The organism is Halobacillus campisalis, assembly GCF_030345335.1.
GTDB classification, from domain to species: Bacteria; Bacillota; Bacilli; order Bacillales; family Halobacillaceae; genus Halobacillus_A; species Halobacillus_A campisalis.
Map to the genome: position 1 here is coordinate 121,693 of NZ_JAPVRC010000005.1, position 13,643 is coordinate 135,335.

The 13,643-nt window shown below is 48.2% G+C and carries 10 protein-coding genes; 1 reads left to right on the forward strand and 9 read right to left on the reverse strand.

What is annotated here, in order from left to right; all coding sequences use genetic code 11:
- Positions 1-119: 119 nt before the first annotated feature.
- From icmF to O2Q26_RS12095, 8 genes are all read right to left on the reverse strand, one after another.
- Positions 120-3,368 carry a fused isobutyryl-CoA mutase/GTPase IcmF gene (gene icmF / locus O2Q26_RS12060; RefSeq protein ID WP_289216139.1) on the reverse strand — a complete coding sequence of 1,083 codons (3,249 nt, stop codon included), beginning with the start codon at positions 3,366-3,368 and terminating at the stop codon, positions 120-122.
- 15 nt (positions 3,369-3,383) lie between these two features.
- Positions 3,384-4,013: a TetR/AcrR family transcriptional regulator gene (locus tag O2Q26_RS12065; RefSeq protein WP_289216140.1), complete on the reverse strand. Its 630-nt coding sequence runs from the start codon at positions 4,011-4,013 to the stop codon at positions 3,384-3,386.
- Positions 4,013-4,948 (reverse strand): methylmalonyl Co-A mutase-associated GTPase MeaB, encoded by a 936-nt coding sequence (gene meaB / locus O2Q26_RS12070; protein WP_289216141.1) that lies wholly within the window; start codon positions 4,946-4,948, stop codon positions 4,013-4,015. The genes O2Q26_RS12065 and meaB overlap by 1 nt, the downstream gene beginning before the upstream one ends.
- A 21-nt stretch (positions 4,949-4,969) precedes the next feature.
- Complete coding sequence (locus tag O2Q26_RS12075; protein WP_289216142.1) at positions 4,970-6,109, reverse strand: acyl-CoA dehydrogenase; 1,140 nt, start codon at positions 6,107-6,109, stop codon at positions 4,970-4,972.
- Between the two features lie 12 nt (positions 6,110-6,121).
- The gene (locus tag O2Q26_RS12080) at positions 6,122-7,267 is read right to left on the reverse strand and encodes an acyl-CoA dehydrogenase (protein ID WP_289216143.1); all 1,146 of its coding nucleotides are present in this window, start codon (positions 7,265-7,267) and stop codon (positions 6,122-6,124) included.
- A 21-nt stretch (positions 7,268-7,288) separates the two neighbouring features.
- Positions 7,289-8,140: a 3-hydroxybutyryl-CoA dehydrogenase gene (locus O2Q26_RS12085; protein ID WP_289216144.1), complete on the reverse strand. Its 852-nt coding sequence runs from the start codon at positions 8,138-8,140 to the stop codon at positions 7,289-7,291.
- A complete protein-coding gene (locus O2Q26_RS12090) occupies positions 8,140-9,333 on the reverse strand; it encodes an acetyl-CoA C-acetyltransferase (protein ID WP_289216145.1) in 1,194 nt (397 codons plus the stop codon). The genes O2Q26_RS12085 and O2Q26_RS12090 overlap by 1 nt, the downstream gene beginning before the upstream one ends.
- Before the next feature lie 523 nt (positions 9,334-9,856).
- Positions 9,857-11,992 carry a heterodisulfide reductase-related iron-sulfur binding cluster gene (locus O2Q26_RS12095; RefSeq protein ID WP_289216146.1) on the reverse strand — a complete coding sequence of 712 codons (2,136 nt, stop codon included), beginning with the start codon at positions 11,990-11,992 and terminating at the stop codon, positions 9,857-9,859.
- Between the two features lie 163 nt (positions 11,993-12,155).
- Here O2Q26_RS12095 and cls point away from each other — a divergent pair, with 163 nt between their 5' ends.
- The gene (gene cls, locus O2Q26_RS12100; RefSeq protein WP_289216147.1) at positions 12,156-13,343 is read left to right on the forward strand and encodes a cardiolipin synthase; all 1,188 of its coding nucleotides are present in this window, start codon (positions 12,156-12,158) and stop codon (positions 13,341-13,343) included.
- Between the two features lie 2 nt (positions 13,344-13,345).
- On the opposite strand, the gene O2Q26_RS12105 is transcribed toward cls, so the two are convergent.
- Entirely contained in the window at positions 13,346-13,525 is a 180-nt protein-coding gene (locus O2Q26_RS12105) for a XapX domain-containing protein (protein ID WP_253937157.1), read from the reverse strand.
- Between the last annotated feature and the right edge of the window lie 118 nt (positions 13,526-13,643).

Sequence of the window (13,643 nt, forward strand, 5' to 3'; positions counted from 1 at the left end):
TCTGACTCTTACTATTATCTCGGAATCCATTATTCAAGCATACTGCCATATCTTTCTCTCTCTACTCGCAAACGAGAAAACCCGCCACCCCATAACTACAGGATGACGAGTTTCACTACTTACATATTCCGACGGTACTGCCCGCCTACTTTATACAAAGCATTCGTGATTTGGCCGAGACTGGCGACTTTTACGGTTTCCATCAATTCCGCAAAAATGTTCCCTCCGCCGCTTGCGACTTCCTGAAGACGTCTGAGTGCGGCATCGGCTTCTGATTCATTGGCACTCTGGAAGCTGCGCAGTTCTTTGATTTGATGCTCTTTTTCTTCTTTGGAGGCGCGTGTCAATTCCATCGAGTCGATCTCCTCTTCGGATGGCGGGTTCGGATTCAAGTACGTATTGACACCGATAATCGGCAATTCTCCTGAATGCTTTTTGCCCTCGTAATACAAGGATTCTTCTTGAATTTTTCCACGTTGGTACTGCCGCTCCATGGCGCCGAGTACGCCGCCGCGGTCGTTGATGCGTTCGAATTCCTGCAGGACGGCTTCTTCGACGAGATCGGTCAGCTCACGGATGATATAGGAGCCTTGCAAGGAGTTCTCGTTTTTTGTCAGGCCGAACTCTTTGCTGATGATCATTTGAATGGCCATTGCGCGGCGTACGGACTCTTGTGAAGGGGTGGTGATCGCTTCGTCGTAAGAGTTCGTATGCAGAGAGTTGCAGTTATCCTGGATCGCGATGAGTGCCTGCAGTGTCGTCCGGATGTCGTTGAAGTCGATTTCCTGGGCGTGCAGGGAACGGCCGGACGTTTGGATGTGGTACTTCAGCTTCTGGCTGCGTTCGTTGGCGCCGTATTTATTTTTCATGACGATCGCCCAGATTCTGCGGGCTACGCGGCCGAGCACGGTATATTCGGGATCGAGTCCGTTCGAGAAAAAGAACGACAGGTTGGGCGCGAATTTGTTGATATCCATGCCGCGGCTTAAATAGTATTCGACGTACGTGAAGCCATTCGCTAGCGTAAACGCTAGCTGTGTGATCGGGTTCGCTCCAGCTTCGGCGATGTGATAGCCGGAAATCGAAACGGAGTAGTAGTTGCGCACTTCGTAATCGATAAAATACTGCTGAATATCTCCCATCATGCGCAAGGCGAATTCCGTTGAGAAGATGCACGTGTTCTGTCCCTGATCTTCTTTTAAAATATCGGCTTGTACGGTTCCGCGGACGACGTGGATGGTTTCTTCTTTTATTTTCGCTGCTTCTTCACGGTCAGGCTCGCGGCCGTTTTCTTCCTTGAATTTATGGAGCTGCTGGTCGACTGCCGTGTTGAAAAACATCGCTAATATGATGGGGGCTGGTCCGTTGATCGTCATCGATACGGACGTGGTCGGGTCAGTTAAATCAAACCCGGCATAGAGTTTTTTCATATCTTCAAGCGTACAGATGTTCACGCCGCTTTCGCCGACTTTTCCGTAAATATCCGGACGTTCATCGGGATCTTCTCCGTATAACGTCACGGAGTCAAAAGCGGTGCTTAAACGCTTGGCATCGTCGCCTTCGGATAAATAATGGAATCGTCTGTTCGTCCGTTCAGGCGTTCCTTCTCCGGCAAACTGGCGCTTCGGATCCTCCCCTTTTCGTTTGAACGGAAACACGCCTGTCGTAAATGGAAAAGCGCCAGGAACGTTTTCCTGCATGAGCCAGAGCAGACGGTCTCCCCAGTCGTTGTAATTCGGCAATGCGACTTTAGGAATTTTCAAGCCTGATAAGCTTTCTGTCGTAATGTCCATCGTTATGTCTTTATCTCGTACTTTGAAGGTGTACGTATCTCCGCTGTACCGTTCGTGCAAATCGTCCCAGTCGTTTAAAAGGGAGGTCGGCTCGCGGTCGAGCTTCTCTTCGTAATCTTCAATCAGGCGTTCGATGCTTTCTTTGTGCTCCTCATCATCAAGCAGAGCGACCGTGCCTTTTAGCTGATAAAGCTTTCGGGCCTGCTCCGCCTGATTGTTCGAATACTTATGATAATCACGAACAGCTAACGAAATGTCGCGTAAATACTGCTGGCGGTCGTTTGGAATGATGACATTTTGTTTTTCGACTTTGTCTACACGCTCTAACGTCGTTTCATCCTGCCAGTTATAGTCTGCGTTCAGCTTATCGACGATGCCGGCGAACAGCGTATTCGTGCCCGGGTCGTTAAACTGGCTGGCAATTGTACCGTAAACTGGGAAAGCCGATGTGTCCGCATGGAACAGCATGTGACTCCGTTCATACTGCTTACGCACTTGATTTAGCGCGTCCTCAGAGCCTTTTTGTTCAAATTTATTGATGACGATAAAGTCGGCAAAATCAATCATGTCTATTTTTTCAAGCTGAGACGGCGCACCGAATTCAGCCGTCATGACGTACATCGACAAGTCGGTCACATCGGTAATCGCGGCATCGCCCTGGCCGATCCCGCTCGTTTCGATAATGATAAAATCCATTCCGGCTGCTTTCATCACTTGAATCGATTCTTCTACAGCCGTTGATAATTCAGAACGGGCGTCTCTTGTAGCGAGAGAGCGCATATACACGCGGGGGTTGAAAATGGCGTTCATCCGGATCCTGTCGCCTAATAAAGCGCCGCCGGTTTTCTTCTTCGTTGGATCGACGGACAGGATGCCGATTTTTTTGTCGGGAATTTCATTGATGAAGCGGCGGATCAACTCATCTGTCAGTGAGCTTTTTCCTGCTCCGCCTGTACCGGTGATGCCGAGCACAGGAATTTTTTTCTCTACCGCTTTTTCGAGAGCGCTTTCAAAAGTTGCCACGGCTTCGCGTTCTTCACGCGGCGTGTTTTCCACATACGTAATAAAGCGCGCGACCGACTGATGCTCGCCTTTTGTCAGACCGGCGACCGCTTCTTCGATGTTTTGCAGCGGCGGCAGGAAGTCGCATTCTTCGATCATCATATTGATCATGCCTTGCAGACCGCGTTCGCGTCCGTCTTCTGGAGAAAAAACGCGTGCCACGCCATATTCGTGCAGCTCTTTAATTTCACGAGGGATAATCACTCCGCCTCCCCCGCCGTAAACGCGGATGTGTCCCGCTCCCCGCTCGCGCAGCAGATCCATCATATATTTAAAATATTCCACGTGACCACCTTGGTAAGACGAGATGGCGATACCTTGAACATCCTCCTGGATCGCCGCGTTCACGACGTCTTCGACTGATCGGTTATGGCCAAGGTGAATGACTTCCGCTCCTGTCGACTGGAGAATGCGGCGCATAATGTTGATTGAGGCATCGTGTCCGTCAAATAAACTCGATGCGGTCACAAAGCGGACCGGATGTTTCGCTTGATATACTTCAGGCTTTTCCATAGGACGCCCTCCTCGTTAGGATAATTCTTTTTCTTCTACTTTCAATCCGTGCAGCAGCAGCTGGATTTGCTGTTCTGTATACGTTTCGAGCGTGAAGCTTCGCTGCAGGATCCAGCGCCGGAAGCCCCACATTTGTCCCTGAACGAAAATGTTGTTGGCGACTAAGGCCACTTGCTCCTGTGAGATCGTGACGGGCAAACTGTTTGTAATGACTTTTTCAAGCATGGCAACCATTTCCCGTTCCTTTTGCAGCACGTAATCCTGTGCATCCTTCGATAACGATTTGACTTCTTGATACATGACGAGTACTTCTCCCTGCATATCATCCATCAAATGAAAATAAGCGCGGATTGCAAGGACGAGGTTTGCAATGCTTTTTTCATGCTGATCGATCGACTGCTCCATCCGCTCCTTCACACGCTCATAAATCGAATCACACACGAGAAAAAGCACGTCTTCTTTTTTTCGAATGTATTCGTAAAGCGTGCCGATACTGAACCCGGAGGCTTTAGCGATTTCACGCGTCGTCGTTTTGTGGAACCCTTTTTCCGTAAAAAGAATGACAGCGCCTTTGATCATTTGCTGACGTCGTTTCTCTACAAGGCTCTCATCTTTGATCGTTGAAGGAACTTGTTTGTTCGTCATCAGTCGTCACCCTTCCATGCGTGATACCAGGAGCGTGCCAGTTGATATGGATCGGCCTCCGGGTCGGCCAGCTGTGTACGTGCGGCTTCGTTACCCTCGATATGCTGCTTTACATCCCGCCATATTTCTTCACGAATCAAATCATATACTTCGAGCTGCAGCTGCTGCTTTCTCTGTTTTTCCCCCTGGTTCGTTTCATAAAGGTAGGAGCGGTGCCTTTCCATCCCCTGCCATACCTCTTCCATTCCTTTATTCTCTGTCGAAATGGTTTTGACAATGAGCGGATGCCACCCTTTAGGCTGGGCTATCATCATGTACTCTTCGAGCGTTGCTTTCAATCGGCCGACGCCTTTTAGATCCGCTTTATTGATGATGAATAGATCCGCGATTTCCATAATTCCCGCTTTAAAAATCTGCAGTACGTCCCCGCTGTTCGGCGTAATCACAAGGCCTGTCGTATCGACGACTTTCATGATATCGAGTTCTGATTGGCCGACTCCGACGGTTTCCACTAAAACGATGTCAAACCCATAGGCATCGCACACACGAATCGCGTCTTTTGTCGCCCTTGCCAGTCCTCCGAGACTCCCTCGTGTTGCCATACTGCGGATAAAAATGCCCGGATCCATAAAGTGCTGGTTCATCCGCGTTCGATCGCCTAACAGCGAACCGCCGCTGAAGGGACTCGTTGGATCCACGGCAATGACAGCGACGGTCAGTCCTTTTGACCGCAAATGCGTGAGCAGGCGGTTAATCAGCGAGCTTTTCCCTGCTCCCGGCGAGCCGGTAATCCCGATGTGATGGGCTTTTTTTTGGATGGAAAAGATATCACTCATCAAACTCAGCTTCTCGGGATCGTCATTCTCAATTAACGTAATGGCACGAGCGAGGGCCCGCATATCCTGCTGCTGGATTTTTTCTGCTAATTGATGCATCGCCAGCCCTCCTCCTGTCATTTATTTAGTCACCATTCGACCGATAACTAAGCGCTGGATTTCATTCGTTCCTTCATAAATCTGCGTAATCTTCGCATCGCGCATATAGCGTTCCACAGGATAATCCTTCGTATAGCCGTAACCGCCGTGAACCTGTACCGCTTCAACTGTAATGCGCATTGCGGCATCACCCGCATAAAGCTTCGCCATCGCGGAAGCCTTGGCGTATGGCTTTCCTTCTGATTCTAAGTAAGCAGCCTGGTAGGTAAGCAGGCGAGCTGCTTCGGTTTCAGTCGCCATATCGGCAATTTTGAAAGAAATTCCCTGATGCTGGGCAATCGGTTTCCCGAACTGCTCGCGTTCTTTTGCATAGTTGACCGATTCATCGAGAGCTCCCTGGGCGATTCCTACGGCTTGCGCAGCGATTCCGTTACGCCCGCCGTCAAGTGTCATCATTGCGATTTTAAAGCCCTGCCCTTCATCGCCAAGCAGATTTTCCTTAGGAATCCGGCAATCTTCGAAAACCAGCTCCGTTGTCGGAGATGAGCGGATGCCGAGTTTTTTCTCCTTTTTCCCGAAGGTGAATCCAGGGGTTCCTTTTTCAACAATAAAAGCACTGACCCCGCGGCTGCCTGCTTCAGGATCGGTTTTGGCAAACACGATGTAAATATCCCCTACGCCTCCGTTTGTTATCCACACTTTGCTTCCGTTTAAGACGTAATGATCGCCGTCCAATTTGGCTTGTGTGCGCATGGAAGAGACATCACTGCCCGCTCCCGGTTCAGAAAGCGCATAAGCTCCAAGCTTTTCTCCACTTGCGAGCTGGGCAAGGAACGTCTTCTTCTGCTGTTCATTGCCGAATTTATAAATCGGCCAGCTCGCTAACGAGATGTGTGCAGAGAGCGTCACTCCTGTAGAAGCGCAGACACGGGACAGTTCTTCCACGGCAATAACGTAGCTGACGAAATCCGAGCCAATCCCTCCGTATTCTTCGGGCCACGGAATTCCAGTCAGTCCGAGCTCCGCCATTTTGTCAAAAATTTCGCGGTCGAACCGCTCCTCTTCGTCACGTTCTGCCGCTGTCGGTTCGACTTCCTTTTTGGCGAAGTCGCGGACCATTTTTCTAAGCATTTCCTGTTCTTCGGTCAGTGAAAAATTCATATCATGTGCCTCCTAATCTTTCGTTAAGTGATTACTGATGACGATGCGCTGAATTTCGCTCGTACCTTCATATATCTCGCAAACTTTGGCGTCACGGAAAAATCGTTCGACGGCATAATCCTCGGTATATCCGTAACCTCCGTGGACTTGAACCGCTTCAATCGACGTTTGAACGGCTGCTCTTGAAGCGAATAACTTCGCCATTGAGGCTTCCTTACCGCATTTCTTTCCTGATCCATGCAAGGATGCCGCTTGATAGACTAATAGTTTCGACGCTTCCACATCCGTCGCCATATCCGCTAGTTTAAAACCAATCCCCTGATGCTGGGCGATTGGTTTCCCGAATTGTTCCCGTTCTTTTGCATAAGCGACCGCATGCTCGAGGGCTGCTTCTGCTATGCCGAGTGACTGCGCAGCGATACCGATCCGGCCTGTGTTCAAGTTGGCAAGTGCAATTTTAAAACCTTCCCCTTCCTTACCAAGAAGCTGCGACTCATGGACCTTACATTGATCGAAGCTTAAGGAAACGGTACTTGATCCGTGCATGCCCATTTTCCTTTCCGCTTTTCCGACCGTAAATCCAGGCGTATCGCGTTCGATAATGAAGGCGCTGACTCCTCTGCCCCGTTTTTCATCTCGATTCGTGCGGGCAAACACGATAAACGTATCGGCCGCTCCCCCATTGGTAATGAAGATTTTTTCACCGTTCAGCACGTAGTGATCGTCTTTCTTTTCTGCCCGCGTTTTCAAACTGCCGGCATCCGATCCTGCGCTCGGTTCTGTCAGGGCAAAGGCTCCTAAATATTCTCCAGAAGCAAGCTTTGGAATGTACTTCTGTTTCTGTTCTTCAGTTCCGAAAAATAGAATCGGATTCGTTCCGACAGAGGTGTGCACGGATAAGATGACGCCAAGCGTAGCGCTCACCTTCGATATTTCATGAATGGCCATCACGTAGGATGTATAATCCATTTCCGATCCGCCGTACTGTTCAGGAATAGGAATTCCCATCAAACCGAGTTCCCCCATACGACGGACAAGTTCAGCCGGAAAACGGTCCTCACGCTCCATTCTTTCAATCGCTGGTTCTACTTCTTTTTCGGCAAAATCCCGGACCATTTTTTGCAGCATTAGCTGTTCATCCGTAAACTGCAGATTCATGTGGTTTCTCTCCCTCACCCGTTATTCGTAGCTGTAAAATCCGCGGCCTGACTTTTTACCAAGCCAGCCGGCTTTCACGTATTGTCTAAGTAGTGGACACGGGCGGTACTTGCTGTCACCGAACCCATCGTGCAGTACTTCCATAATGTATAAACATGTATCAAGACCGATAAAATCGGCAAGCTGCAACGGCCCCATCGGATGGTTCATGCCGAGCTTCATAACGGTGTCAACATCTTCAACAGACGACACCCCTTCGTACACGGTGTAAATCGCTTCGTTGATCATCGGCATCAAAATCCTGTTAGATACGAACCCCGGATAATCATTCACTTCCACCGGTGTTTTCCCGAGCTTTTTGCTCATCTCTTCGATCGCCTCGTACGTCTCTTCACTCGTTTGCAAGGCTCTGATGATTTCGACGAGCTTCATGACCGGCACCGGGTTCATGAAATGCATACCGATTACCTGAGAAGGCCTTTTTGTCACCGCTGCGATTTCTGTTATCGGCAGAGAAGACGTGTTGGAAGCTAAAATGGCGTGCTCGGGTGTAACTTCATCCAATGTTTGAAAAACTTGTGTTTTAATATCCATGCTTTCGACAACGGCTTCAATGACTAAATCACAATCGGAAGCTTCACGTAGATCTGTAGTGGATTCAAGGTTGTTCCACGCCTCTTCTTTTTCGCTGGCAGACATTTTTTCTTTTTCCACCGCACGGTTCAGGCGCTTTTCGATGCCTGACATTCCTTTTTTCAGCGCTTCCCCGTTCATGTCGTTGAGCTTGACGTGTAAGCCGGCCTGGGCGAACACTTGCGCAATTCCCGCTCCCATTTGTCCGGCTCCGATGACCATCACTTTATTAATCGACATTAGTATCGTCCTCCTGCAACTTCAATGAGAACCGCATCGCCTTGCCCGCCGCCGGAACAGATAGAAGCAATGCCTAATCCGCCGCCGCGCCGCTTTAATTCATAAGCGAGTGTTAATAAAACTCTCGCACCACTCGCGCCGATCGGGTGACCTAAAGCGACCGCACCGCCGTTGACGTTCACTTTTTCAGGGTCAAGGCCGGCGATTTCACTGCTGGCCAGTGATACTGCTGCGAATGCTTCATTCACTTCGAACAAATCGATGTCCTCGATCGATTTGCCAGCTTTTTTAAGTAGTTTATTTATGACGAGACCTGGCGTTTCCGGAAAATCCTGCGCTTCAACCGCAATTTCATCGTGGGCCAATATAGTGGCCAGTGGTTCCACCCCTAGCTCAGAAGCTTTTTCGTCTGACATCAGCAGCATCGCCGCCGCTCCGTCGTTCACCCCGGGCGCATTTCCTGCCGTAATGGTACCTGTCGAATCAAATACAGGACGCAGCTTACTGAGCGCTTCTACGGTCGTGTCACGACGCGGAGCTTCATCAACATCGATGACCTTCGGCTCCCCTTTGCGCTGAGGCACTTCCACCGGTACGATCTCCTCCGCCATTTTTCCGGAATCAATCGCGGCACTGGAGCGCTGATGACTTTGATAAGCCCACTCATCCTGCGCTTCCCGGGACAACTCGAACTTCTCCGCCGTACGGTTGCCGTAATTGCCCATATGGACATTTTCAAACGAACACGTCAACCCATCATGGACCATCATATCCTTCACAGGAGCATCTCCCATGCGCAGACCCCAGCGTGCTTTCGGCATGAAATACGGCGCGTTGCTCATGCTTTCCATCCCGCCTGCTACGATGATTTCTTCTTCACCGAGGCGGATGAACTGATCGCCCATCGTCACACTCCGCATTCCGGAAGCACACACTTTATTCACCGTTTCTGTTTTCACATCCCACGGAACTCCAGCTTCTCGAGAGGCCTGACGTGAAGGCAGCTGTCCCTGTCCGCCTTGCAAAACACTTCCCATAATGACTTCATCGATCTCTTCCGGTTTTACGTTAGCTCTGTTGATCGCTTCTTTAATGACGATTCCGCCAAGCTGTGACGCTGTCAGCGGAGCTAAACCGCCGCCGAATTTTCCAAAAGGGGTTCTTGCTCCTGACACGATTACTGTTTTACGCATATTGAGTTCCTCCTCTTTATTGTCTATCTTTATTGGGGGCAAGGTGTGGCGTTCTTAGTCGATCTTCCTTAATACCAGGCCGCTTCCGCTTTTCTTGTGTCCAGCTCCGGCTCGCAGGATCTTTCGATATAAGCAATTCGATTACGTGAAGAAAGAACACTTCACTTCATCGCCTTGCTTGGGCCCACACGACGGGGGTCAGATCGACGTTGCCACAGGATGTGGCGTTCTTAGTCGATCTTCCTTAAGATACCGCTCGCCTCCGCTTTTCTGCTGTCCAGCTCTGGCTCGCAGGACCTTTCGATATAAGCAATTCGATTACGTGAAGAAAGAACACTTCACTTCATCGCCTTGCTTATACGTCCGGTCCTACCGCTCGCCTCCGCTTTTCTTGTGACAACGCTTTCATTTTTGGGTAGGTGATTGAACGCTCGCTCGATTTGTTTCCATAAGGAAAGTGTACAAAAGATTCTGTACACTTTCCACTATTTTTTTCTAATTTTGTTTTGTTTTGCTGCTTAAATCAGACGGCTGTTTTTTCTTTCTTTTCAGGAAAGATTGATTTTGCTAAAATCTCAGCGATGTCCATTGTGCTTACTTTTTCTTCGACTTCTTTTGCTTTTGTTCCGTCAGACAGCATTGTCAAACAGAATGGGCAGCCGCTTGAGATCATGGTCGGCTCTACTTCGAGTGCCTGTTCTGTACGAGCGACGTTCATGCGGTTTCCGGATTTTTCTTCCATCCACATCATTCCGCCGCCGGCTCCACAGCACATACCATTTGAACGATTGCGCTTCATTTCAACCACTTTAACGCCCGGAATCATTTCAAGCACATCGCGCGGCGGCTGATACACTTCGTTGTAGCGGCCGAGGTAACAGCTGTCGTGATACGTAATCGTTTCATTCACTTCAGCGTCTGGTTTCAGACGGCCGTCTTTCAACCATTCAGCCAGCATTTCCGTATGATGATATACTTCCGCTTCAAAACCTAGATCCGGATATTCATTTTTGAAAATGTTGTATGCGTGCGGATCGATCGTAATGATTTTCTTCACATCATTTTTCTCGAACTCTTTAATATTTTTTTCGGCCAGCTCTTGAAAAAGGAACTCATTCCCCATCCGGCGGGCTGTATCGCCTGAGTTCTGTTCTTTATTGCCTAAAATCGCAAATTTGATGCCCGCTTCATTCATCAGCTTCGCAAACGCCATTGCGATTTTCTGGCTGCGGTTATCGTAAGAGCCCATTGAGCTTACCCAGAACAAGTAGTCGAACTCTTCACCGGATTTTTTCAATTCTTTCACTGTCGGAATATGAACCTCTTCTTCTGCATCGCGCCAGTTTTCACGATCCTTTTTAGAAAGTCCCCAAGGATTACCTTGACGTTCGATATTCATGATCGCGCGCTGTCCGTCGGTATCCATTTTCCCTTCCGTCAGTACGAGATAGCGGCGCAGGTCAATGATTTTATCAACGTGTTCGTTCATGACCGGGCAGGCATCTTCACAGTTACGGCATGTCGTACAAGCCCACAGTTCTTCTTCTGTAATGACGTCCCCGATTAAGCTTTTATTATGAACATCCCCTAAAGCAGCAGCCGCTTCATCTGTACCTTGTGCACGAGCCATTTGGGCAAGCGTGTTACCGTCCGTTCCTGAAAAAGCGTATGACGGGACCCACGGCGCCTGACCTGTGACAGCTGCACCTTTTTCTGTCAGGTGATCACGCAGCTTAATGATCAAGTCCATTGGCGACAGCATTTTTCCGGACCCTGACGCTGGACATACATTCGTACAGCGCCCGCATTCAACGCAGGCATATAAGTCGATCATCTGAAGCTGGCTGAAATCCTCGATTTTCCCTACACCAAATGAAACATCCTCTTCATCTGCTTCTTCGTCGATTTCAAAATCGATTGTCTTTAATTTTCCTGGAGGGTCCAGACGTGTTAAGAACGTGTTGACCGGTGCTGCAATTAAATGTGCGTGTTTCGATTGCGGCACGTACACGAGGAACGTCAGTAAGATCAATGTATGGATCCACCACATAATGAAAAACACAGAAGCAGCTGCCACTGGCGGCATCCACCCGAAAGCGTTTGCAATAATGCTCGCAACAGGCTCTGTCCACGTACCTTCATGGCCGTGCCAGATCATTCCCATACCGTTTCCTACAAGGACCGATACCATAAGTCCTCCAATGAATAAAAGAACTAATCCTGCTTTAAACCCGCGCTTTAAGCGGACAAGCTTTTCAACATAGCGACGGTGGAACGCCCATACTACCGCTACGAGAATCATCAGTGTTACAAGCTCCTGGAAAAAAGTGAAACCAGGATAAAAAGGTCCAAGCGGCAAGTGTGAATCAGGTGCCAGCCCTTTCCAAATAAAATCAATAGCACCGAACTGGACAAGAATAAAGCCGTAGAAAAACATCACATGGATAATACCGGACTTCTTGTCCTTTAACAATTTCTTCTGCCCGAAAACATTCACAAGCACTTTATTGAGACGCTGCTTGATTTCCCCATCAAATTCAAATTTCCGTCCCATTTTGATGTACTCGATCCTCGTACGTACGACTCGAACGAATAAGTATAAACCGTAAACCGTCACCCCTATGAATAAAATCCAATTGGCGATTAACAACGGATTCATATGTTCTCCCCCTCTGCGTTGTTCGACCAGAAATTTTCTGAATCTTATAGCTTTACTATAAATTATGAATGAGCATTCAGTCAACATATTTCCAAAAAATTTCATGTTCGACTAAAGGAAAAATAGGGAATACTATCCATACTGTTCAAGAGGAGGCTTCACATTGATTATAAGTTCGATAGCAATTGCCATCATTCTACTTATTTTACTAATCATTATAGATTTCAAATTAGGACGAAAAGATCATTTAAAAAAAGTACGTTACTTGCCCCATTCCATCACGACGGGAAATTACCAGCTGTATAAAAATGGCTCTCCCTTGTACGAAGATCTTTGTCAGGACATCGCTAACGCTAAACATAATGTCGATGTATTTTTTTATGTCATAAACAACGATAAAGCCGGGCGTAAATTATTAGACGCGTTAAAGAAGAAAGCAAAAGAAGGAGCAGAAGTCCGATTGTTGGCAGACCGGATGGGAAGCTACCAGATTAACAAAAAAATACGGCACGACTTAAGAAAAGCGGGCGTGCAGTTTAAATTCGCAGAAACGCCAGGCTTTCCGTACTTCTTTTATAAATTGAACCGGAGAAATCACCGTAAGATTTCGGTGATTGATGGAAAAATCGGCTATGTAGGTGGATATAATGTGGGACGGGTGTACATGGGTGACAGCTCGATGTTCCAGGATTGGCGGGATTATCACCTGCGTGTCACAGGACCGGTCGTTTCTGACTTACAGCGCACATTTCTGGATGACTGGGGACTGGCGACTAAAGAAAACGACCACCCTTTCATTCGGAACCGAGATGGAGAACATACGGTGCGCATCGTAGCTACAGACGGTGGAGAGCTTGAAGATGAGTATTTTGAAATGATCCAAAATGCGAGACAGGAGATTTTCATCGGTACGCCTTACTTCATTCCTACAAATATGCTGTTAGCAGCCTTAAAAGAAGCGATCGACCGTGGTGTAAACATCCACATCATGATTCCGATGAAGCCCGACCACCCGCTGGTAAAAGAAGCAGGACTGCCCTACATGTACGAGCTGGCTCGTCATGGCGGGAATGTCAGCTTTTTTGACGCCGGCTTTTATCATGCCAAAGTCATGATGGTCGACCGCACTTTTGCTTATTTAGGCACCGCCAACTTTGACCGCCGCAGTTTATATTTGAACAAAGAAGTGAACATGTACATTTATGAAGATGAATTTGTCGAGGACCTGCGCAGCGCCTATCTGGATGACGTCCGGGATTCCGTGCGGCTGGATGAGGAATGGATCAAAAATCGTCCATTCTCTATGAAAATGAAAGAACAAATCGCTAAAGTTTTCCGTCCTCTTTTATAGAGTTAATTGAAAATCGATGTAATCGACGGGCCAGCCCATGCGATGAATTTAAAACCTAAATAAATGCCAACGATTCCTGCTACCCCTGCTAAAGCGGGTGGTGCAGGAATCGGTAATTTGAATGCTGCAAAAATAGCTCCGACAATAAATCCTGCAAGCAAAGCTAATGCTACTTCTTTCATGATGAATCCTCCTTTACTTTACTATTTCCAACTTGTCCGTTTTTGATCAACGTAAAAAAGCCGCCTCCTTATTGTATGAGAGGCGGATTGTTTTGTATATTTATTTTTTTATTTTTAA